General features: G+C 59.9%; 21 protein-coding genes. 6 read left to right on the plus strand and 15 right to left on the minus strand.

Annotated features, from left to right (window positions below):
- Positions 1-166 precede the first annotated feature (166 nt).
- A complete protein-coding gene (locus NE357_RS13590) occupies positions 167-349 on the minus strand; it encodes a DUF6026 family protein (protein WP_169430295.1) in 183 nt (60 codons plus the stop codon).
- Between the two features lie 272 nt (positions 350-621).
- On the opposite strand from NE357_RS13590, the gene gnd reads away from it, so the two are divergent.
- From gnd to NE357_RS13605, 3 genes are read left to right on the plus strand one after another with little or no spacing between them, the layout of a single operon-like run.
- Positions 622-1,602 (plus strand): phosphogluconate dehydrogenase (NAD(+)-dependent, decarboxylating), encoded by a 981-nt coding sequence (gene gnd / locus NE357_RS13595; protein ID WP_169430296.1) that lies wholly within the window; start codon positions 622-624, stop codon positions 1,600-1,602.
- Positions 1,599-3,122 (plus strand): glucose-6-phosphate dehydrogenase, encoded by a 1,524-nt coding sequence (gene zwf / locus NE357_RS13600; RefSeq protein WP_169430297.1) that lies wholly within the window; start codon positions 1,599-1,601, stop codon positions 3,120-3,122. Before gnd ends, zwf begins: the two co-directional genes overlap by 4 nt.
- A complete protein-coding gene (locus NE357_RS13605) occupies positions 3,119-3,928 on the plus strand; it encodes an HAD family hydrolase (RefSeq protein WP_169430298.1) in 810 nt (269 codons plus the stop codon). The genes zwf and NE357_RS13605 overlap by 4 nt, the downstream gene beginning before the upstream one ends.
- Positions 3,929-3,974: 46 nt before the next feature.
- Here NE357_RS13605 and nhaB read toward each other — a convergent pair whose 3' ends face one another.
- The 3 genes from nhaB to NE357_RS13620 all read right to left on the minus strand — a co-directional run bounded on the left by nhaB (position 3,975) and on the right by NE357_RS13620 (position 7,389).
- Positions 3,975-5,477 (minus strand): sodium/proton antiporter NhaB, encoded by a 1,503-nt coding sequence (gene nhaB, locus NE357_RS13610; RefSeq protein WP_169430299.1) that lies wholly within the window; start codon positions 5,475-5,477, stop codon positions 3,975-3,977.
- Between the two features lie 74 nt (positions 5,478-5,551).
- Positions 5,552-6,841, minus strand: a complete 1,290-nt coding sequence (locus NE357_RS13615; protein WP_169430300.1) for a hypothetical protein — start codon at positions 6,839-6,841, stop codon at positions 5,552-5,554.
- Positions 6,842-7,122: 281 nt separating this feature from the next.
- Positions 7,123-7,389: a hypothetical protein gene (locus NE357_RS13620; protein ID WP_169430301.1), complete on the minus strand. Its 267-nt coding sequence runs from the start codon at positions 7,387-7,389 to the stop codon at positions 7,123-7,125.
- 344 nt (positions 7,390-7,733) lie between these two features.
- Here NE357_RS13620 and NE357_RS13625 point away from each other — a divergent pair, with 344 nt between their 5' ends.
- On the plus strand, positions 7,734-9,059 hold the full coding sequence (locus tag NE357_RS13625) for a sigma-54 dependent transcriptional regulator (RefSeq protein WP_169430302.1): 1,326 nt from the start codon (positions 7,734-7,736) through the stop codon (positions 9,057-9,059).
- A gap of 80 nt (positions 9,060-9,139) precedes the next feature.
- Here the strand turns inward: NE357_RS13625 and NE357_RS13630 are convergent, their stop codons facing one another.
- The 9 genes from NE357_RS13630 to NE357_RS13670 form a co-directional block, all read right to left on the minus strand.
- Positions 9,140-10,444 carry a hypothetical protein gene (locus NE357_RS13630; RefSeq protein WP_207864406.1) on the minus strand — a complete coding sequence of 435 codons (1,305 nt, stop codon included), beginning with the start codon at positions 10,442-10,444 and terminating at the stop codon, positions 9,140-9,142.
- Positions 10,445-10,489: 45 nt separating this feature from the next.
- On the minus strand, positions 10,490-11,236 hold the full coding sequence (locus tag NE357_RS13635; RefSeq protein WP_169430303.1) for a hypothetical protein: 747 nt from the start codon (positions 11,234-11,236) through the stop codon (positions 10,490-10,492).
- Positions 11,237-11,280: 44 nt separating this feature from the next.
- Complete coding sequence (locus NE357_RS13640) at positions 11,281-11,961, minus strand: C39 family peptidase (protein ID WP_169430304.1); 681 nt, start codon at positions 11,959-11,961, stop codon at positions 11,281-11,283.
- Between the two features lie 63 nt (positions 11,962-12,024).
- Positions 12,025-12,993: a heme utilization protein gene (locus NE357_RS13645; protein ID WP_169430305.1), complete on the minus strand. Its 969-nt coding sequence runs from the start codon at positions 12,991-12,993 to the stop codon at positions 12,025-12,027.
- A 71-nt stretch (positions 12,994-13,064) separates the two neighbouring features.
- Positions 13,065-13,634, minus strand: coding sequence for an adhesin (locus tag NE357_RS13650; RefSeq protein WP_169430306.1), 570 nt, complete (start codon positions 13,632-13,634; stop codon positions 13,065-13,067).
- Position 13,635: 1 nt separating this feature from the next.
- The gene (locus NE357_RS13655) at positions 13,636-14,085 is read right to left on the minus strand and encodes a hypothetical protein (RefSeq protein ID WP_169430307.1); all 450 of its coding nucleotides are present in this window, start codon (positions 14,083-14,085) and stop codon (positions 13,636-13,638) included.
- A 355-nt stretch (positions 14,086-14,440) separates the two neighbouring features.
- Positions 14,441-14,965 (minus strand): AAA family ATPase, encoded by a 525-nt coding sequence (locus NE357_RS13660; protein ID WP_169430308.1) that lies wholly within the window; start codon positions 14,963-14,965, stop codon positions 14,441-14,443.
- Positions 14,962-15,525 (minus strand): nicotinamide riboside transporter PnuC, encoded by a 564-nt coding sequence (gene pnuC, locus NE357_RS13665; protein WP_169430309.1) that lies wholly within the window; start codon positions 15,523-15,525, stop codon positions 14,962-14,964. The genes NE357_RS13660 and pnuC overlap by 4 nt, the downstream gene beginning before the upstream one ends.
- An 81-nt stretch (positions 15,526-15,606) precedes the next feature.
- Positions 15,607-17,241, minus strand: a complete 1,635-nt coding sequence (locus tag NE357_RS13670) for a methyl-accepting chemotaxis protein (RefSeq protein WP_169430310.1) — start codon at positions 17,239-17,241, stop codon at positions 15,607-15,609.
- A gap of 303 nt (positions 17,242-17,544) precedes the next feature.
- Between NE357_RS13670 and NE357_RS13675 the strand changes: the two genes are divergently transcribed.
- Positions 17,545-18,375, plus strand: a complete 831-nt coding sequence (locus NE357_RS13675) for an undecaprenyl-diphosphate phosphatase (protein ID WP_169430311.1) — start codon at positions 17,545-17,547, stop codon at positions 18,373-18,375.
- Positions 18,372-18,800, plus strand: coding sequence for a DUF1294 domain-containing protein (locus NE357_RS13680; RefSeq protein WP_169430312.1), 429 nt, complete (start codon positions 18,372-18,374; stop codon positions 18,798-18,800). Before NE357_RS13675 ends, NE357_RS13680 begins: the two co-directional genes overlap by 4 nt.
- Positions 18,801-18,802: 2 nt before the next feature.
- On the opposite strand, the gene NE357_RS13685 is transcribed toward NE357_RS13680, so the two are convergent.
- Both NE357_RS13685 and NE357_RS13690 read right to left on the minus strand, forming a co-directional pair.
- Positions 18,803-19,162 (minus strand): MmcQ/YjbR family DNA-binding protein, encoded by a 360-nt coding sequence (locus NE357_RS13685; RefSeq protein WP_169430313.1) that lies wholly within the window; start codon positions 19,160-19,162, stop codon positions 18,803-18,805.
- Positions 19,159-20,067: a LysR substrate-binding domain-containing protein gene (locus tag NE357_RS13690; protein ID WP_169430314.1), complete on the minus strand. Its 909-nt coding sequence runs from the start codon at positions 20,065-20,067 to the stop codon at positions 19,159-19,161. The genes NE357_RS13685 and NE357_RS13690 overlap by 4 nt, the downstream gene beginning before the upstream one ends.
- Between the last annotated feature and the right edge of the window lie 117 nt (positions 20,068-20,184).

Genomic DNA, 20,184 nt, shown 5'->3' on the forward strand with positions numbered 1-20,184 from the left:
AACTCGGGAGCATGAAACCGACGAACGGAAGCCGCGCGCGGACACGCACGGCAGAATGGGCAGGAGTATCAACAAGCGAATGTGAAAACTTCGTTAGTTGCTGCAAATGGCGGAGGGCGGATCATGTCGGGAACAGCAGGGCAGCGGTTCCCGATCAGGCGGGCGGTCAGGCGTGGGGTGAGCGCTGGACGCGTGGCAGAGGCTGTGGCTCGACGCCTTGGGTCATCAGACGCAGTTGCGCCAACTCTTGTTTAAGCTGGTCGCGTTCGTCCTTCAGCTGACGAAGTTCATCGCGGCGGATCGTGACGTAGAGGGTTTGTGGCGGCATTGCTGTGTGTACTGTGCCCATTGCTCACCTCGCAAATGGCGTGTCTCAACTGCAGATCAGCCCCGGTTTCGAGCCTTGACCTGCTATCGGCGCCGATTCTGGTTTCTTTTGCTCGTGAATGGAACTTTTTTATTTTTCATGGTCGTTGTGTCTTCGCCACGTTTCCCGACGTTATCAGTCTGGATCGGGCACAATGCCCGGAAACTTCACACCGACGCTCTGGACTAACCTCCTTGAGAGCGTTGGGCTATAACCTTTGACACACTTTTATTTGTAGTAAGGAGCATCAGCACATGCAACTCGGGATTATTGGACTGGGCCGCATGGGCGGCAATATTGCACGGCGTCTGATGCTCAACGGTCACACCACCGTTGTTTACGACCGCAATACCGCCTTTGTCGACACCCTGGCCGCCGAGGGCTCTACCGGCGTCGCCGATCTGCCTGCGCTGGTCGCGGGCCTGGCCAAGCCGCGTGCCGTCTGGGTCATGCTGCCGGCCGGCGCACCGACTGAAGACACCATCGAAACGCTGAGCAATCTGCTCGAGGCCGGCGATACCATCATCGACGGCGGCAACACCAACTATAAGGATGACATCCGTCGGGCCAAGACGTTGGCCGAGAAGGGCCTGCACTACATCGACGTCGGTACCTCCGGCGGTGTCTGGGGCCTGGAGCGCGGCTACTGCATGATGATCGGCGGCGATGCCGACACCGTTAAGCGTCTGGATCCGCTGTTCGCCGCTCTGGCGCCGGGCATGGGCGACATCCCGCGCACCAAGGATCGCAAATCCGATGACCAGCGTGCCGAACACGGCTACATCCACGCAGGTCCCGCCGGTGCCGGTCACTTCGTGAAGATGATTCACAACGGCATCGAGTACGGCATGATGGCGGCCTTCGCCGAGGGCTTCGACATCCTCAAGACCAAGTCCAGCGAGCTTCTGCCGCAAGACCAGCGTTTCGACCTGAACGTGGCCGACATCGCTGAAGTCTGGCGTCGTGGCAGCGTGGTGTCGTCGTGGCTGCTCGACCTCACCGCCGATGCCCTGGCGGTCGACCCGAAACTCGACGGTTTCTCCGGCTCCGTGGCCGACAGCGGTGAAGGTCAATGGACCATCGAAGCGGCCATGGAACAAAAGGTGCCGGTACCGGTGCTGTCCAACTCGCTGTTCTCGCGCTACCGCTCCCGCGGCCAGGGCACGTTCGGTGACAAGATCCTCTCGGCCCAGCGCTTCGGCTTCGGCGGCCACGTAGAGACTGCGAAGAAATGACCCATACGATCCGCAGAAAATCCAAGGCAGAACCCGCACCACCGACCACGCTGTTTTTGTTCGGTGCCCACGGTGACCTGGTCAAGCGCTTGCTGATGCCGGCGCTGTACAACCTCAGCCGCGACGGCTTGCTTGACGAAAATCTGCGGATCGTGGGCGTTGATCACAACGCCATCACGGATGAAGCCTTCGCCCAAAAGCTTGAAGACTTCATCCGCACCGAAGTGGCAGCGAAGGTCGGCAAGGGCGATCAGATGCTTGATCCAGCCTTGTGGGCCAAGCTCGCCAAAGGTATCAGCTACGTCCAGGGCGATTTCCTGGACGACAGCACTTATTCCGCGCTGGCGGCGAAAATCGCCGACAGCGGTACCGGCAATGCGGTGTTCTACCTGGCCACCGCGCCGCGTTTCTTCAGCGAAGTGGTGCGCCGACTCGGCGCCGCAAAACTGCTGGAAGAAACCCCCGAAGCGTTCAGAAGGGTGGTGATCGAAAAGCCGTTCGGCTCCGATCTGCAAACCGCCGAGGCGTTGAACGCCTGCCTGCTCAAGGTCATGTCGGAAAAGCAGATCTACCGGATCGATCACTATCTGGGCAAGGAAACCGTACAGAACATCCTGGTCAGCCGGTTCTCCAACAGCCTGTTCGAGGCGTTCTGGAACAACCACTACATCGACCACGTGCAGATCACCGCCGCCGAAACCGTCGGCGTCGAAACCCGTGGCAGTTTCTACGAGCACACCGGCGCCCTGCGGGACATGGTGCCCAATCACCTGTTCCAGTTGCTGGCCATGGTCGCAATGGAGCCGCCGGCCGCGTTCGGCGCCGATGCGGTGCGGGGCGAGAAGGCCAAGGTGGTCGGCGCGATTCGTCCATGGACCACCGAAGAGGCGCGGGCCAACTCGGTGCGCGGCCAGTACAGCGCCGGTGAAGTCGCAGGCAAACCGGTGGCCGGTTATCGCGAAGAGGCCAACGTGTCACCCGACAGCACCACCGAAACCTACGTGGCGCTGAAGGTGATGATCGACAACTGGCGCTGGGTCGGCGTGCCGTTCTACCTGCGCACCGGCAAGCGCATGAGCGTGCGCGACACCGAGATCGTCATCTGTTTCAAACCGGCGCCGTATGCGCAGTTCCGTGACACCGAGGTCGATGAGTTGCAGCCGACCTACCTGCGTATCCAGATCCAGCCCAACGAAGGCATGTGGTTCGACCTGCTGGCCAAACGGCCGGGGCCGGCGCTGAACATGGCCAACATCGAACTGGGTTTCGCCTACAAGGACTTTTTCGAAATGCAGCCTTCCACCGGCTACGAAACCCTGATCTACGACTGCCTGACCGGTGACCAGACGCTGTTCCAGCGTGCCGACAACATCGAGAACGGCTGGCGTGCGGTGCAGCCGTTTCTCGACGCCTGGCAACAGGACGCGAGCGTACAGAGCTACGCCGCTGGCGAAGACGGGCCTCAGGCCGCCGATGATCTGCTGACTCGCGATGGTCGCGTCTGGCATGGTCTCGGATGAGAGAGCCGATCCGTTTTCTGCTGAGCGACATGGACGGCACGTTGTTGCTGCCCGATCACAGCCTCAGTCAGCGCACCATTGATGCGGTGCGCTCGTTGCGCGAAGCGGGCGTGCTGTTCAGCCTCGCTACCGGGCGCCCGCCCAAGGCCATGTTGCAGCAGATCGAAGCCCTGGGCGTCGATCTGCCGACTGCGGCATTCAACGGCGGCACGATCGTCAACCCGGACGGCAGCATTCTGGTCGCTCACTACCTGCCGGCCACAGCGGCGCTGACGGCACTGGCACTGTTTGCCGATCAGCCGGAGGTCGAAATCTGGGTGTTCAGTGGCGGCGACTGGCTGCTCAAGGATCCGCACGGGCCGATGGTCCCGCGTGAACAGCATGGCCTGGGTTATCCGCCGGTGGTGGTCGACAGTTTCGAGCCGTACCTGGAGCGCATCGACAAGATTGTGGCGACCAGCAACAACACCGGCCTGTTGATCGAGCTGGAGGCGCGTTTGCTGCCTACGGTCGAGGGGATGGCGCAGGTCTCGCGTTCGCAGCCGGTGTATCTGGACGTGACGGCGCTGGAAGCCAACAAGGGCGCCGCACTGGTGACTCTGGCCGAACATCTGGGCGTGCCGCTTGCCCAGACGGCAGCGATCGGCGACGGCGGCAACGACCCGGCAATGTTCCATGTCGCCGGCCTGTCGATTGCCATGGGCCAGGCAGAAGACGCAGTGAAGCGTCAGGCGGATGTGGTGACCGGGCCAAACACCGAGGACGGTGTGGCGCAAGTCATCGAGCAGCACATACTGTCGCGTTGATCGATGCATAAAAAAAACGGGAGCCCCAGGGCTCCCGTTGTTGTTTTTACAGCCAGTAACTCACGGCATACCAGCCCAGCAATCCCATCACCACGGTGTAGGGCAACGCCATCCACACCATTCTCCCGTACGACAGCCGCACCAGCGGCGCAATCGCCGACGTCAGCAGAAACAGAAATGCAGCCTGACCATTGGGTGTCGCCACGCTTGGCAGGTTGGTGCCGGTGTTGATGGCAATGGCCAGCGTCTCGAAGTGTTCACGGCTCATGTGGCCGGACAGGAATGCCTGTTTGACCTCGGTGATGTAGATCGTCGCCACAAACACGTTGTCACTGATCGCCGACAACAGACCATTGGCGATGAACAGCATCCCCGGTTGCTGCTCGGCGGGCAATGCCAGCACCCACTGGATCAACGGCGCGAACAACTGTTGATCATGGATTACCGCCACCACGGCAAAAAACACCACCAACAGCGCAGTGAACGGCATGGCGTCCTTGAACGCGCTACCCAGCCGATGCTCATCAGTGATGCCGCTGAAAGCGGTAATCAGGACAATCACCATGAGGCCGATCAGGCCCACTTCAGCGATATGAAATGCCAGCCCGGCAATCAGGATCAAGGCGGCAGCGCCCTGTACCAGCAGCGCGGCACGCTGGCGAGGCGTGCGTTCGGCATCGTCTTCGGTGGCGTAATCGGCGAGAACGGCGCGGACGTTGTCCGGCAGCAAGGTGCCGTAGCCGAACACGCGCAGTTTCTCCAGCAGCATGCAGGTCAACAGACCGGCCACCAGTACCGGCAGGGAAACCGGCGCAACCTTGAGGAAAAATTCGGCGAAGTGCCAACCCATTTCATGGCCGATCAGCAGGTTCTGTGGTTCGCCGACCAGCGTGCAGACGCCGCCCAGTGCAGTCCCGACAGCACCATGCATCAGCAGGCTGCGCAGGAAGGCACGGAACTGCTCCAGATCCTCGTGATGCAGCTTGGGCAAATGTTGATCGTCGCTGAACTCACTGTCCTGGCGCGGATCGTTGCCGGAGGCGACCCGGTGGTAGACCGAATAGAAGCCGACGGCCGCGCTGATGATCACGGCGGTCACGGTCAATGCGTCGAGAAAGGCCGAAAGAAACGCCGACAAAAAGCAGAACATCAACGCCAGCAGCATCTTCGAACGCACGCCAAGCAGCAGGCGCGAGAACAGAAACAGCAGCAGATCCTTCATGAAGTAGATGCCGGCGACCATGAACATCAGCAGCAGAATCACCGGAAAGTTGTGCTGCAACTCTTCGTACAGTGCCTGGGGTGTTGTCATCTTCAACAGCAGGGCTTCGATCAGCAACAAACCGCCAGGCATCAGCGGATAGCATTTGAGCGCCATGGCCAGGGTGAAAATGAATTCGATCACCAACAGCCAGCCAGCGGCCACCGGGCCTGCCGACCACAGCACCACGGCATTGAGAATCAGGAACCCGACGATGCACGCCTTGTACCAGCGGGGCGAATGCCCGAGAAAATTGTGCGCGAACGCCTGAGCCATCGAACCGGACATCGGTTGCTCCTTGCTTTAAGAAGCGCGCAAGGTGCCGCAAGCGTTGAGCAAGATCAAGTGCAGGAAGTTTCTGTTCATGGGTTCAGATAGCGCGCCACTACGGCGCGGTAATTGCCATCCAGCGAATAGCCGCCCACCAGAATGCCTCCTTCCGGTCGCAGCGCCAGCGACGTGGCGGTATCGAGGCTGCGGCCCAGTCGCGTGCGCAACCAGCCGCGGCCCGCTCCGAAGCTTTGGTCGAGGCGCCCGTCGGCCAGATAGCGCGCGACGATGAAGTCGGCCTCGACCCCGCCAATCGTGGCGCCTGCCGCGATGAGTCGACCGTCCGGCATGCGCTGTGCGGCGCTCCACTGGCAGCCGCTGGGGCCGATGTCCAGCAGGGTGGATTGGCCGTTGTGGCAATGCAGGTCGGGGCGGCCGTTGATGTGGACAGAGAGCGCCAGGCAGCGGATCGGGTCGCGGCTGCTGCCAAAGCAATGCAGGTGATCCGAGGATTCGATGACCTGGTTGACCAGCGCGCTGTGCCCTTGAGCCTTGAAGGCCAGGAAACCATCCAGCGCAAAGCGTTCGTCGAGCCGCCCGTCCGGCAGGTAGCGTGCGAGCAGGCCTTGCTGGGGGAAGTCAATGGCGCCGGCCACCACGATGCGTCCGTCTTTCTGCAACAACAGGCCGCCCAGCCAGGTGTTGAGCAACAAGTGCCGAACCATCACAAAGCCCCGGCCATTGAAGGTCTTGTCCAGAAGGCCATCGGGGGTGACGCGGATCAGCATGCCGACGTGGTCCGCCAGTGAGCAGTGGTGATTGGCAATAAGCAGGATATGCCCGTCATCCTGGACTGCGAAATCGCAGGCTTCTGCCCCCGGGACGCCGGGTGGCAGCCAGGTGTCGCGAGTGCCCATGGACAGATCACCGGGCAAACACACTATTTTCCGGCCGTTGTCGCCGAACTCCGGGGCGCGTCGGCCCTGCGCATCGAACAGGGCGAGGGCGGGCAAGGTGCGATGTTCGGACTCGTAATGCAGGCCGGCCAGCAGGATTCGCCCGTCGGACAAGACCTGAACCTTGCTGCCCGTGGCTTCGAAACCAGAGGCGAACTGGCCGATCACGCTGCCCTGAAAGCCGAAGCCTAGATCCGCAGAGCCATCATCCAGCAGACGGGCCAGGCCGAAACGGCTGCCTTGGGGCGTGCCGACCTTGGCGGCAATCAGGATACGACCTTGCGGGTCAAGAGCTACATGCTGGGTCAGGCTGGATGTGCTGCCGGCAAAATAAACCTGAGTCACGCCGTTGTTGGCAAACGACTTGTCGAGTTGTCCGGCATTGTTCGCCAGCGTCGGCAGCGCAATAGCGGTTTGGATTGACATGCATGTTTCTCCTTGCGAGTCGACCCGTATTCATGAAGAGGGGCGATAACGGCATGGCGAAACATTCAATCCCTGAACAAGCGCAAGTACAACTGACAGAACTAACAGGTGGAGGGTCGCACTGTGCCAGAACAGTGACTTTTTGAACCAGTCGCAAGCCTGCCAAGCATTCAGGCGCGAAAGTATTGAGGAAAGTTATACAAAGTGGCTGAAGTTAAAAAGGATTCAGCAACTTGAAGAAGAGGGCGGATGACTGGAAAGTCATCCGCATTGCCCTCGGATCAGTGTGGCATCGACCAGGACTGCAGTGCGTAACCTTCGTCGCTCAGTTCGGCACGGGCTTGTTGCAGCAGGTATTCGAGTTGCGCAGGATCGGAGTAGGCGCTGCTTGGGATGCAGGTGCGGCCAATCTGCGAATTGGTGCGGTCGATGACGGTCAGGCTCAGTTCGCCATTGCCGTCTTGTGGAGCCCAGGCCACGCACTGGAAAGGTTTGAAGGCGTGGTTGGCAATCAAAAGAGCTTCGTTGATACGGAGCGGGGCGGTCATGGGGTCTTCTCTCTATAGTGCCCAATCAAGTGATGTGCCGTCGGTTGGGCTTACCGTTCGGCGAGTTACTTGTACTGATGCACGCAACCCGCTGACAGGTCACACCGGATTTAAAGAAATTTCGACTTTCTTTCATACAATCTCTGTTACGGCGTTTTTTGAAAGCTGGGTGAAAGATTCGAGTCGATAGCTGACTAATAAAACGGGTTCTTATAACTGCTTCGCTTGTACGCCTATAAGCAATTGATACAAGGCGCCGTCAAATTCTTGCTAATGTTACAGCCAGGTCTGCCAAATGACTGTTTTTACAATCATTTCCTATAATTTGGCGCCAAGGAACAGTCATGAGCGAAGCGCCTGCGTTACGACGTTTATTGGTAGTCGACCCTTGTGACGACTGTCACCGATTACTGCCCGGTCTACGTTCGGTCGGCTGGGATGTTGACAGTTGCAGCCTGGAAAATGCCGCCGACCGCAGTTGCGATGTCGGCTTGCTGCGTTTGCAGCCTTTTCACCTGGAGCGACCCGAAGCGGTCAAGGAATTGATCAGCCGTAGCGGCACCGAGTGGATCGCCGTACTGAATCAGGAAGTGTTGCGCCTGCAGAACGTCGGGGACTTCGTTTGTGAATGGTTTTTCGACTTTCATACCTTGCCCTTCGACGTGTCGCGGGTGCAGGTCACACTGGGCCGGGCGTTCGGCATGGCGCGCCTGCGCGGCCAGGGCACGATTCATGTCGACCAGCCGGAACACGAGCTGCTCGGCGACAGCAAACCGATTCGCGAACTGCGCAAGCTGCTCAGTAAACTGGCGCCCACCGAGTCGCCGGTACTGATTCGCGGCGAAAGCGGCACCGGTAAAGAACTGGTCGCCCGTACCCTGCATCGACAATCGCAACGGCACAACAAACCGTTCGTGGCCATCAACTGCGGGGCAATCCCCGAGCATTTGATCCAGTCCGAGCTGTTCGGCCACGAAAAAGGCGCGTTTACCGGTGCCCACCAGCGCAAGGTCGGGCGTATCGAGGCGGCCAACGGCGGGACATTGTTTCTCGATGAAATCGGCGATCTGCCGCTGGAGCTGCAAGCCAATCTGCTGCGCTTTCTCCAGGAAAAACACATCGAACGGGTGGGCGGCAGCCAGCCGATCCCGGTGGATGTGCGCGTGCTGGCGGCCACCCACGTCGACCTTGAAGCGGCGATCGAGAAGAAGCGCTTTCGTGAGGATTTGTACTACCGGCTGAATGTGCTGCAAGTCGTCACCGCGCCTTTGCGTGAGCGCCATGGCGATCTGTCGATGCTGGCCAACCATTTTTCCCACTTCTACAGCCACGAAACCGGGCGCCGGCCGCGCAGTTTCAGTGAAGATGCCTTGATTGCAATGGGCAAGCACGACTGGCCGGGCAATGTCCGGGAACTGGCCAACCGTGTACGCCGGGGCCTGGTGCTGGCCGAAGGACGACAGATCGAAGCCCGTGACCTGGGCCTGATCAGCCAGCAATCGATTGCCACCCCGATGGGTACCCTCGAAGACTACAAGACCCGCGCCGAACGCCAGGCATTGTGCGATGTGCTGAACCGGCACAGCGACAACCTCAGCGTGGCCGCCAAGGTGCTGGGGGTTTCCCGGCCGACGTTCTACCGCTTGCTGCATAAACACCAGATCCGCTAGGGCGCGGTGCTTCTTCCGACAAGAAGCTGAAAAGGCCCGCTGCGATGCACTCGCAGCGGGCCTTTTCATAGTGTGGCGGGTTAGAAGTAGTACGGGAATTTCAGGCTGAAGGAGAAGTCCGGGGCATCGTCGGTCATGCCGATGGACAGGTTGGGCACGATGGTCAGATTGTCGGTGGCCGCGATGGTCATGCCGACGTTGAAGTAACCGGCGTTGGCGTCGCTGGACACCACCGATTGCCAATCCCCGCCATCCTGTTTCAGCTTGCTCTTGCGTTGCACAAGGTCGGATACGGAGAACGACATACTCATCTTCTCGTTCAGTGCGAAGGCAACCCCGGCGCCAATCTGGAAGCTGTCGCCGATGCGTACCTTGCCTGGGTTCTTCTGGTTGACATCGGAACTGATGTCGTCAAACGACTCCTCGAAGTTGTGGGTGTAGGACAGACTGCCGAACAGCACGGCCGGGTCAAACGTCTTGACCAGCGAGATGCCCGGTGTGATCGACCAGACGCCGTTGCCGGTCGGCAAGGTGTCGGGAACGAACAGGTTGTTGTTGTCGTCGGTCTTGCGCAGCTTGATGCCGAACGGATCCTTGCCGGTTGGCGCCTTGACCCGCAAGGAGACCACGGCGTCCGGGGTGTTGGCCGATTCGTCCAGGAACTTGTACGCAATGCCGAAGTTGACGTCGCCGATAGTCGGGTCGCGGCTGACGTCCTGTTCGGTGGTGACGTTGGAGGCGCCGCCGTTGCCGCCGCCGGACTGATAGGTCGATTCCCGGTAGATCACTGGCACGTTCAGGTCGAATTGCCAGCGGTTGTCGAAGTTGTAGCGGCCTGTCAGGTCCAGCGTCCAGGTGTCGGCCTTGATCCGGTCGAGGTTGATGTTGCCGAGAAAAATCGAGTCCAGAGCCAGGAAACCGTTGAGAATCAGCTGGCGCGTGTCATAACGCGAATAGGTGATACCGGTTTCGAAGCTGAATTTGCCGCCCCCGAAGAAACCGCTGGCTTCGTCGTACAGGTTGGACACACTCTGTGCCGGTTGTGAATCGTCGGCCAACGATTGGCCATAGGATGCGCCACTGCCCCCGGCGGCGCCCCCCGACGCTGCTGCAGCCCCGGTGCCGGTGGCGACCCGGTTGCCTTTCATGTCCGAAGGCGATTTGGCCAGGCGTTTTGGGGGTGGAGAAGCGGGTTGCTCTTCGACCTGGCGGACTCGCTGTTCGAGCACCGCCAAGGCTTTTTGTTGTACTTCGTATCGTTGCTTAAGCTCCAGAAGTTCCTGTTTCAGGGCTTCTACATCGGCATCGGGTGCTGCTTGCAGCATCGCCGCGGGTAGAAGAGTACTCAAACATACAGCGGCACGCAGTGATACTGATCGATACATGAATAAGCCGTCCCTTTAAGCCCAATGATCGAGACTCAGCGTAGTTCAATATCCGATATTGCGTAGTGCTCTGAGTTGAGTCAGGTTGCAGTCCAGTGCGCCGGCACTCATACCGTTATTGTTAAGGACAACGTTGAGTTGTGTCAGGTTGTTGACTACGTTCGCGTTACCCAGCAAGCGGGTATTTTGCAGCAGTCCGCCCTGGGCGACCTGTTGCAAGGCTGTACCCTGATTGCCGGAGGCCTGAATGGCCATTTGCACACCGCCGTTTGTGGCTGAAACCGCGACGCTGCCGGCACCGTTGCTGCCGGAAATGGTCTGGCCGGCCATCAAGGCCTGGCCCTGGGCGGGCATCAGGGCAGGTGCCTGACTGGCTTCTTTGACGTTGATCGCAACGTTGTTGTAGGCGGAGTTGCCGTCGCCAGCGGCGCGCACACTCTGCGTCACGCCCTGGCTGGAGTTGAGTCCCGCACCACCCACGACCGAGCCAGTCCCCAGTTCCGGGGTACTGCCATTGCCGTGTTCCTTGATGGTCGAGACGTAGAATTCAGGTTTTACCGAAGCGGCCTGCAATTGCATCGTGGCCGAGGCCCCGATCAGATCTCCACTGGCGTTGCGCCAGGTACTGCTCATGACGACACCGAAGCTGATGATCCGGCCCGGCATCACATAACGACCGCGAAGCTGTGACAGCTCCGAATCCTGGATTTCGATGGGTTTGAACCCTGCATTGGCATAGCCTGACGCGCTCGCTGCCAGGCAGGCGGCGGCCAGCCAGTATGAGGTTTTCATCTGCTGCTCCCGGGACATCCAGCCCCACTCTTTATAATCGGCGATTAAAAGAAGTCGCTCTGTATGAACCCGAAGTCCATCAATTCAGCATCTTTGACGGGGTTGAAGTTATCCAGCTTGTTCTTGGCGGTCAGCGGTGCCGGAGGACTGCGTAATGCATTGGTCTTGTCGTATCCGGGGCCGACGATGGCAAAGACAATGCCGTTCCAACCTTTGACAAAGTCATCATGGCTGTAGCGTTTGTGTCCTAAAACGGGGTCTCCGATGTAGACCCAATCCTTGTCCGCCCGCTGCAGCACCACGAAATGCTTGTAGCCGCGAATTTCCATCAGTACCACCACCGGGATAGTGACCGCATCGAGTTTTTCCGGTGGGATCTTGTAGCCCCTGGCACGCATGCCGATGCTTTCTATGTAGCGCTTCATGTCGAGCATGGAGAAACCTTGCGTACGGACAAGGTCCTGGTCGGAATTGACCAGCATGCCTTTGATGATGTGCTCTTCATCGACGTCGAGCCAATAAGCCTGGCGCAGTACCGTTGCCAGCGCGGCGGCGCCGCAGCTGAAATCGGTTTTTTGTTCGACGATGTCGGCAAACTTGCGCTCACGGATGCTTTGCACGTTTTTGTAGACGAGCGTGCCGCCGGGCAGGGCAGCAACGGGAATCTGAGCAGCCTGGGTCAGGCCACAGAAGCAAAGCAGAGCGAGGAGGGCAGTCTTACGCATGATCGATACGCCTTTGCGGACTGAGGAAAAGCCCCGTTTCCGGGGCTTTCGTTTCGATCGCGATTACATGCAGGCTTTGCAACCTGCAGCGATGGACAGCGAGTTGCTTTGTTGGTTGCCAACGCCAGCAGCGTTGTTGAAGCCGCCGTTGCCGGACCAGTTGTTGCCTACGTTGGTCATGCTGGCGGTGTTGGTGACTGGGTTTTTCCAGCCGTCTGGAGTCAACACTTGTTGAGTGGTCACGCCAGCCAGACCGAAGACACCCACGGCAACGAAATCAGATTTCTGATCTTTGCCATGGCCCCTGTCGTTGTTGCCATAGCCACCGTGACCGTGATCATCGTCTTTGGTGACTGCGGTGCCTGCGGCCACGAATGCGCCGGCGGCGTTGACAGTGCCAGTGAGGGTATCTTTTTTGTAGGTTTGAGTGCCGTTGTTGGCGACGCCCAGACCCGTCGAGGTTTGGTTGGCGGCAGCAGCGGCGTTAGCTACACGACCACCGGATACAGCAATTGCCAGGTTGTTTTTCTGTTGGTTGAAGTCGCCGGCAGCGTTGTTCACGCCGATGTTACCCGAGCCACCGTTGCCGACGTTGTTGAGGCTGGCATTGGCTGTGCTGGAGTAGTTCGCAACGGTGTTGCCGGTGTTCATTTGAGTTGCACTGGAGGCGGAAACCGCAGCGCCGAAGATGAAGCTTTCGTCAGCAGTGGCCAGAGCGGCGGCGTTGTCTTGTTGGTTGCCATCGCCTGCGGCGTTGTTCATGCCGATGTTGCCGTTGGCGCCGTTGACAGCGTTGCTGGCATTGGCGTTGTTGTTGGTGCCCTGGTTCAGCACAATGTTGCCGTCGCTGGTTTGCTGGTCGATCACTGCAGCGCCCGCACCGGCGGAGATTTGCAGCAGTTCTTCCAGAGTTGGGCCTTTCGGTCCGTGATCATGACCGTGATGTTCATCACGGCCGCCTGCCTGAGCTGCGATTGCCATCACTGCGGCGAGTGCGAAAACCAGTGGTTTGAGAGCCATTGTAGGTTTCATGGTGTTTCTCCGTCGTGCTTATTAGTTGGTTAAGTGTTGGTACTTTCTAATTGCACTGCTTCTTGTTTGGGTCAGTCAGCGACCCGGATGCTCAGGGTGTTAGCCATTCGGTTCCCCACCCCGGCACTCTGGTTCACCTGGATTACCCCGCGACTGCCGGTGAAGGCCTGATCACTTGTCGTGACCTGGCGACTGCCGGGGATGCCAGTTGCTCCTGAGCTCGGTAACAACGCCACGTTCTGTTGGGAAAGGGCGCTATCGTCAATGCTCTGCGGTGCAGCACTGATGCTGATCCGCATGGCGTTGGCCATCTGGTTGTTGGCCCCGGAACCCTGGTTCACGCCCAGTGCGCCGTTGCCGTTACTGAATGAGGTACCGCCGATAGTGGAGCTCGCATTGATCGAGCGGTCGGCGGGGGTGTCGAGTTTCTGGTGAATGATGGTGGTGGCGCTGGCCGACGTGCCGATGGCAATCGATTTGACGTTGGTCTGTTGCTGTTGGTCGCCGGCGGCCTGGTTGACGTTGAAGTTGCCGTTGTACTGCGCGCCGGAGTTCTGAATGTTGGCGCTGTCCACGGCGCCTGGATCGGCCATCACGCTGGTGCAGCCGAGCAGCGCCAAAAGGAGCAGGGAACGATTCATTTCATTGGCCTCCGGCCATGCGGGTCAGCGGAGCCAGACCACTGCTGAGCGAGCGGTTGATGGTGTTGGAAATCGTCCCGCCACCGCCGCCGCCATGGCCGGCGCTCATGCCGGGCAGACCGTTTGGATTGGTCAAGACGTTGGTGCCCGGCAGGCTGGACCCTACGGATATGTTGCCGCGGATAGATGAGCCACTGGCTACACTGGCAAAGTCGCCGTCATTGAGTTCGGTGCTGGTCATTGCCTGGTCGATACGCGCGGACGGGTTGGCATTGACAGTGGTCGGGTAGGGGTCTTTGCCGAATGCGCTGCGTCCGATCGGAATCGGCTGCACGTCGCGACTGAGCACGATCACGCCATTGCCTTCAGCCTGAACGTTGACACTGAGGAAAGTGCTGGCGGCTGATCCGATCAGCAGAAGGCAAGTGAAGGCTTTGTTGATGTTTCCCACGGCGGCAATTCCTTCTTCAGTGGGCTGGCCCGAGTCAGCGTTGTGAAGGAGAGAGCGAAAGCTGTGCCGGTTTTTAAATCTTCCGGGTTTTCAATGGGTTGGCTGAAGAGTGTGCAGCGCTGATACAAATGCTGTTTCAACGCTGAAACAGGTCCCTGCAGTTTCTGCGGGGCAAAGCCATTGCAATGCTCTGGGACAAGGGTTTGCAGAAGGGTGTTTCAGCGATGTAACAAGTCGCATGACAAAGCGATGAAGGCCGTTGAGACGGGGGCTTTGCAGAGGAAGGAGTGTTTCAGGATCGGACACTTTTACCCCTGATCGGGGAAAATGCACGGGGCAGGCACCCGGACCCGGGTCAACCTGCCAGCAGGTTTCGTACGGCGTCGAAGGCTTGAGCCTGGCGCTCGGCCCAGTCACCCTGAATGATCTGCAAAGGTTGCCGGTGCTGTTCCAGCCAGGTTTTGGTGGCGTCGTAGAAGGCCAGACGTTCGCTGAGCGCTGGCTGGCAACGTTGACCGTCGTCTGTCCAGTCGATCTGTTGCGCAGACAGCAGCAGGTGCAGGTCGTAATGACGCGCCAGCAGTTCCGGTTCCAGCCAGTCGGGACAGTCGCCGAACAGCGTCTGGCTCCAGAGGATGTTGCTCAAAAGATGCGTATCGAGAATCAGCAGGCTCGGCTGTTGCGCTCGCGCCTCGTCTTCCCATCGCAACTGGCCGCGAGCGATCTCGGGAATATCGGCAAGGCAGGTATCACGGGGATTCTGCTCGATGAACCAGCGCACGTACTCGTCGACCCGCAGACCGCCGAACTGTCGCTGCAGTCCGGCCGCCAGCCAGCTCTTGCCGGTGGATTCCGGCCCGGTCAGAACCACGACTTTCATGTGCGCAACGCCGGATCGGCGCGCCATTCCCGCCAGCCTTGCACCGCGATCAGGGTGAAGAGGGCGTACAGCGCCGCCGTGAGATACAGCGCCTTGTAGAGAAACAGCCCGACAAAGATCACATCCAGCACGAACCACAGCGCCCAGCATTGCAGGCGCTTGTGGGCCATCCAGAATTGCGCGACCAGGCTGAAAGCGGTCAGCGCCGCGTCGAGCCAGGGTTGCGCCGCGTCCGTCCAGTGCGCCATGGCCGCGCCCAGCAAAAGGCTGCCGACGGCGCCGATGGCCAGCCCTTGCAGAATCGAACGGAAATCGAGCCGGCTGACCTCACGTCCGTCGTGCAGCGTTCCGACGCGGGTCCATTGCCACCAGCCGTAGACTTGCAGCGCGGCGTAGACCACCTGCAGCAACATGTCCGAATACAGCTTCACTTCAAAGAAGACCCAGCTGTAGAGCAGCACCATGACCAGCCCGATCGGCCAGCACCACGGGTTCTGTTTGACCGTCAGCCAGACGGCGATTACACCGAGGGCGGCGGCAAACAGTTCGAGCCCGGACATGCAAGATCCTTGGGGGAGTTGGGAAGGGAGCGGATTGTACCGAAAAACAGGTGGGAAATGAGTTCCCACCTGTTGCAGGGATCAGACGCGGAACTGGCGCAGCAGCCCGTTCAGTTGTTCGCTGAGCTGGCCGAGTTTCACACTCGCCACGCTCGACTGCTCGGCCGCCAGCGCCGTGCTGTGAGACAAGCCCGCCGCCTGAGTAACGTTCTGGTTGATGTCCTCGACCACGTGCGCCTGTTGCAGGGTCGCGCTGGCGATCGAGGCGTTCAGACCGTTGAGGTTGCGCAACGCCTGGCCGATGGCATTGAGACTCGCCCCGGCCAGTCCCGCCTGCTCGATAGTCAATTGCGAAGCCTTGCTGCTGTCGCCGATCACCTTCACGGCGGCCTCGGAATGGTTTTGCAGACGCTCGATCATCGACTGGATTTCCGCCGTGGATTTCTGCGTGCGTTGCGCGAGCAAACGCACTTCGTCAGCCACCACCGCAAACCCGCGACCCTGTTCACCGGCACGGGCTGCTTCAATGGCGGCGTTGAGGGCGAGCAGGTTGGTCTGCTCGGCAATCGAGCGGATCACTTCCAGCACGCTGCCGATCTGCGTGCTTTCGGTCGCCAGCGTGCGGATGACTTCGACGGCCTGATCGATGGTGCCGGAGAGCTTGTCGATCTGTTGCAAGCTGCCGTCGATGTTGACCTGGCCCTGTTGAGCCTGGGCTTCTGCGTCACGCATTTCGCTGGCGGCATGTTCGGCGTTCTTCGCCACATCTTGCACGCCGTAGGTGACTTCGTTGATGGCGGTCGCCACCAGCTCCATCTGCTGCGACTGTTGCTGGCTGCGCTGCTGGGCCTGGGTTGCGTCGTTGCCCAGCTCCCGCGACGACTCGCCCAGCGCGCTGGCGGACACCTGCAAATCGCCGATGACCCGGCGCAGCTTGGCAGTGAAGGCATTGAAGTGATGCGCCAGTTGCGTGACTTCGTCCTGGCCATGGGTATCGAGGCTGCGGGTCAGGTCGCTTTCGCCGCTGGCGATGTTGGCCATGGCGTTCACGGTTTCCTGCAAGGGGCGGACAATGCTGCGGGCAATCAGGATCACCAGCACGCCCATGATCAGTGCGATGACCAGCCCTACAACGGACGCCTTGATCACCTGGCCCTGAAACTCGGCCTGCACATCGTCGACGTAGACGCCGGAACCCAGCACCCAGCCCCATGGCTCGAACAGTTTCACGTAGGAGGTCTTGGCCACCGGCTCGCTGGCACCGGGTTTCGGCCAACGGTAATCGACCATGCCGGCGCCCTTGGCCCTGGCGATGGCAACCATTTCGTTGAACACCGCAAAACCGTCCGGATCGCGAATCGCCGAGAGGTTCTGGCCTTCAAGCTTGGGATTGGTCGGGTGCATGACCATCACGGGGGTGAGGTCGTTGATCCAGAAGTAGTCGTTCTGATCGTAGCGCAGGCCGCGAATCGCGGTCAGCGCCTGTTTCTGGGCGGCGTCGCGGGTCAGGGTCCCCGCCGCTTCCAAGCCTTGGTAGTAGGCCAGCAATCCACTGGCGGTCTGCACCACATGCTGGGTTTTCTGGGCCTTGGCGTGATACAGGTCATCGTGGATCTGCTTGAGCATCAACAGGCCCAGGGTCAGCAGCATGACCACCGCCACAATCAAGATGAGCCACAAGCGTCGGCTGATCGACACACTGCGCAAGCTGTTCATAACGCTGTCACTCCGGTTTTTTTTCTTGTAATAAATCACCGCCAGCATCCAAGCACGTTTCCGTGCCCGGGCATACGCGACCCAAGTCGTAGAGCGCGGCAGCGCTATTACGGCTTGTCTGATAGGATTTCGGCCCCGTGCGTGAAAACCTGAATCCAAGTTGCCATTTCACGGAATTTTGACCGTTTCGTGTGGATCCTTGGCGCGCGGAATCGGTACAGCGACAAACAGCTACGCTGAACGCAGTGAACGTAAAAAAATACTATCGGGGCATGCCTGAGCGCATCGCTCTTTGGGGGATTGATGGACCTTTGGACCGCCTTGCAGGCACTGATTCTTGGAGTTGTAGAAGGGCTGACGGAGTTTTTGCCCATTTCCAGTACCGGACACCAGATCATTGTTGCCGACTTGCTCGATTTCGGAGGCGAGCGAGCGATGGCGTTCAACATCATCATTCAGCTTGGCGCGATTCTCGCAGTGGTCTGGGAATTTCGACGCAAGATTCTCGACGTGGTCATCGGCTTGCCGACTCAGCCGAGCGCCCGGCGCTTTACCGCCAACCTGCTGATCGCCTTCCTGCCCGCCGTGGTGCTCGGCGTGATCTTTGCCGATCTGATTCACAAATACCTGTTCAACCCGATCACCGTGGCCGCGGCGCTGGTGGTGGGCGGGATCGTGATGTTGTGGGCCGAGCAGCGTCAGCATGAAGTTCACGCTGAAACGGTCGACGAAATTCGCTGGACGGATGCGCTGAAGATCGGCTTCGCCCAGTGCCTGGCGATGATCCCCGGCACCTCGCGCTCCGGCTCGACCATCATCGGTGGCCTGTTGTTTGGCCTGTCGCGCAAGACCGCCACCGAGTTTTCGTTCTTTCTGGCGATGCCGACCATGGTCGGTGCGGCGGTGTATTCGGGCTACAAGTATCGCCACCTGTTCGTGCCGGCCGACTTTCCGGTGTTCGCCATCGGTTTCGTCACGGCGTTCATATTCGCCATGATCGCGGTGCGTGGCTTGCTGAAATTCATTGCCAGCCACAGTTACGCGGCATTCGCCTGGTACCGGATCGTGTTCGGTCTGTTGATTCTGGCGACCTGGCAGTTCGGCTGGGTGGACTGGGCGGCGGCCAGGGCATGAGTGATTCCCGCGCACGTCGTCCGGATCGCGGCTCGTCCGGCGGCCGCATCCAGCACCTCAATTTGAAGCTGTTCGTGCTGCTGATCGTCTGCGCGTTGCCGCTGTTCGGCTCGCTGTCGATGTGGTTGCGCGGGATCTCTCGCGTGCCGCTGGCGGCCTACGGGATTGTCAGCGTGCTGGCGTTCTTCCTGTACTGGGCCGACAAGCGCAAGGCCCGCGCCGATGCCTGGCGCACTCCGGAAAACATCCTGCACGCCGTGGAACTGGCGGGTGGCTGGCCGGGCGCGTTGATCGCCCAGCAGGTCTTGCGGCACAAGACGCGCAAGGTGTCGTTCCAGATTTTGTTCTGGGTGATCGTTGCGCTGCACCAGGTGTTCTGGATCGATCAGTTGTTCCTCGGTTCGAACCTGCTGGCGTTGGGGTAGAGCTACAGCAGCAACCCGACCCGGGTTTTCTTCGGCAATTTGCTCACCACCAACTGGTGAGAACGTTGCAGCAACCCTCGCAGTTCCTCGGCGCCCAAGGGGTAGGGCGGGTGCATGATGATCCATTGTGCCCGCGCCAGATAAGGCGCCGGGTGAATGCCCGGCCGGTCGCAATGACCGAGAAACAGGTCCTTGTCGACCTTGAACGCCAGCGACTCACCGCGCAGCCCCTGCAAGGCGAACATCTTGTTGCCGGCAATCGAAAACACCCGCACACCGCCCCATTTGTAGTCTTCCCGGGCGCCCGGCAATGTCAGGCAGAAATCCGCAACGTCCGCTTCGCTCATCTTTCCTTGTTTCATAACAGCCGTTCTCCACAGGCATTGAACGATTCCACCAAATGATCGATCCAGGCACGTACCGCCGGCATCACCCCGCGTCGATGCGGGTATACGGCTTGCAGCCAGCCGCCGGGCAACGACCAGTCCGGCAGCAATTGCACCAGCGTGCCGTTGTTCAGTTCCGCTTCGCAATACATCATCGGCAGCAGGGTGAAACCCTGGCCGGCCAGCACGCAGGCCTTGCGTACGATGAAATCGTCGATGCCCAGCCGGGCTTCCAGCGCCAGATCGCAACTCTTGCCGTGCTGATCGAGCAGGCGCACATGCACCATGCGATCGGCTTCCAGCGCACCAAGCACCGGCAGGGCTTTGAGGTCCTGCGGATGATTGATTTCCACGCCCTGTATAAAGGAAGGACTGGCGACCACCACCATCTGTGCCTGGCGCAGACGGCGGGTCACCAGCATCGGCTCTTCGTCGCCGTGTTCGCGCACGCGCAGGGCTACATCGATGCCTTCGGTGATCAGATCCACGCGACGATTGATCAAGGTGACTTCCAGTTGCACCTGCGGGTATTTGCCGAGGAAGTTGCTGATCACCACTGGCAGCATTTCATGGGCCAGCCCCGTCGGACTCGAAACCCGTAAACGGCCACGGGGCTCGCTGGACATGCTGGCCACCGTTTCATCGGCCATTTCCGCTTCCAGCAGCATCGCCTGGCAGTGACGCAAATAGCGCTCGCCAACCGCAGTCAGCTTCAATTGCCGGGTAGTGCGTTGCAGCAAGCGCGCACCGAGGCGTTCTTCCAGTTCGGCAATGCGCCGCGACAGGCGCGACTTGGGAATGCCGAGCAAGCGGCCGGCAGCAGCGAATCCGCCGGCCTCGACCACTTTGGCGAAATAGTAGAGATCGTTGAGGTCTTGCATGTGGGGCGAATCCAACTGTTCTATCGGTGGGACGAACTATCGCATTGTTGCCGTCTAATCAGCTATTGGTTTCGTAGGTAGGATTGTCTCCATTCCGTCGCCACCGGCGATTCTTTC

The organism is Pseudomonas sp. G7(2022), assembly GCF_052660475.1.

Bases quoted from the DNA above. Each gene is read 5' to 3' on its own strand.
- NE357_RS13630 (WP_207864406.1), bottom strand. From the start codon at position 10,444: ATGTATCGATCAGTATCACTGCGTGCCGCTGTATGTTTGAGTACTCTT.
- NE357_RS13650 (WP_169430306.1), bottom strand. From the start codon at position 13,634: ATGAATCGTTCCCTGCTCCTTTTGGCGCTGCTCGGCTGCACCAGCGTG.
- pnuC (WP_169430309.1), bottom strand. From the start codon at position 15,525: ATGTCCGGGCTCGAACTGTTTGCCGCCGCCCTCGGTGTAATCGCCGTC.
- NE357_RS13605 (WP_169430298.1), top strand. From the start codon at position 3,119: ATGAGAGAGCCGATCCGTTTTCTGCTGAGCGACATGGACGGCACGTTG.
- NE357_RS13635 (WP_169430303.1), bottom strand. From the start codon at position 11,236: ATGAAAACCTCATACTGGCTGGCCGCCGCCTGCCTGGCAGCGAGCGCG.
- NE357_RS13680 (WP_169430312.1), top strand. From the start codon at position 18,372: ATGAGTGATTCCCGCGCACGTCGTCCGGATCGCGGCTCGTCCGGCGGC.
- NE357_RS13675 (WP_169430311.1), top strand. From the start codon at position 17,545: ATGGACCTTTGGACCGCCTTGCAGGCACTGATTCTTGGAGTTGTAGAA.
- NE357_RS13690 (WP_169430314.1), bottom strand. From the start codon at position 20,067: ATGCAAGACCTCAACGATCTCTACTATTTCGCCAAAGTGGTCGAGGCC.
- NE357_RS13620 (WP_169430301.1), bottom strand. From the start codon at position 7,389: ATGACCGCCCCGCTCCGTATCAACGAAGCTCTTTTGATTGCCAACCAC.
- NE357_RS13645 (WP_169430305.1), bottom strand. From the start codon at position 12,993: ATGAAACCTACAATGGCTCTCAAACCACTGGTTTTCGCACTCGCCGCA.
- gnd (WP_169430296.1), top strand. From the start codon at position 622: ATGCAACTCGGGATTATTGGACTGGGCCGCATGGGCGGCAATATTGCA.
- nhaB (WP_169430299.1), bottom strand. From the start codon at position 5,477: ATGTCCGGTTCGATGGCTCAGGCGTTCGCGCACAATTTTCTCGGGCAT.
- NE357_RS13640 (WP_169430304.1), bottom strand. From the start codon at position 11,961: ATGCGTAAGACTGCCCTCCTCGCTCTGCTTTGCTTCTGTGGCCTGACC.
- NE357_RS13625 (WP_169430302.1), top strand. From the start codon at position 7,734: ATGAGCGAAGCGCCTGCGTTACGACGTTTATTGGTAGTCGACCCTTGT.
- NE357_RS13670 (WP_169430310.1), bottom strand. From the start codon at position 17,241: ATGAACAGCTTGCGCAGTGTGTCGATCAGCCGACGCTTGTGGCTCATC.
- NE357_RS13615 (WP_169430300.1), bottom strand. From the start codon at position 6,841: ATGTCAATCCAAACCGCTATTGCGCTGCCGACGCTGGCGAACAATGCC.
- NE357_RS13685 (WP_169430313.1), bottom strand. From the start codon at position 19,162: ATGAAACAAGGAAAGATGAGCGAAGCGGACGTTGCGGATTTCTGCCTG.
- NE357_RS13660 (WP_169430308.1), bottom strand. From the start codon at position 14,965: ATGAAAGTCGTGGTTCTGACCGGGCCGGAATCCACCGGCAAGAGCTGG.
- NE357_RS13590 (WP_169430295.1), bottom strand. From the start codon at position 349: ATGGGCACAGTACACACAGCAATGCCGCCACAAACCCTCTACGTCACG.
- zwf (WP_169430297.1), top strand. From the start codon at position 1,599: ATGACCCATACGATCCGCAGAAAATCCAAGGCAGAACCCGCACCACCG.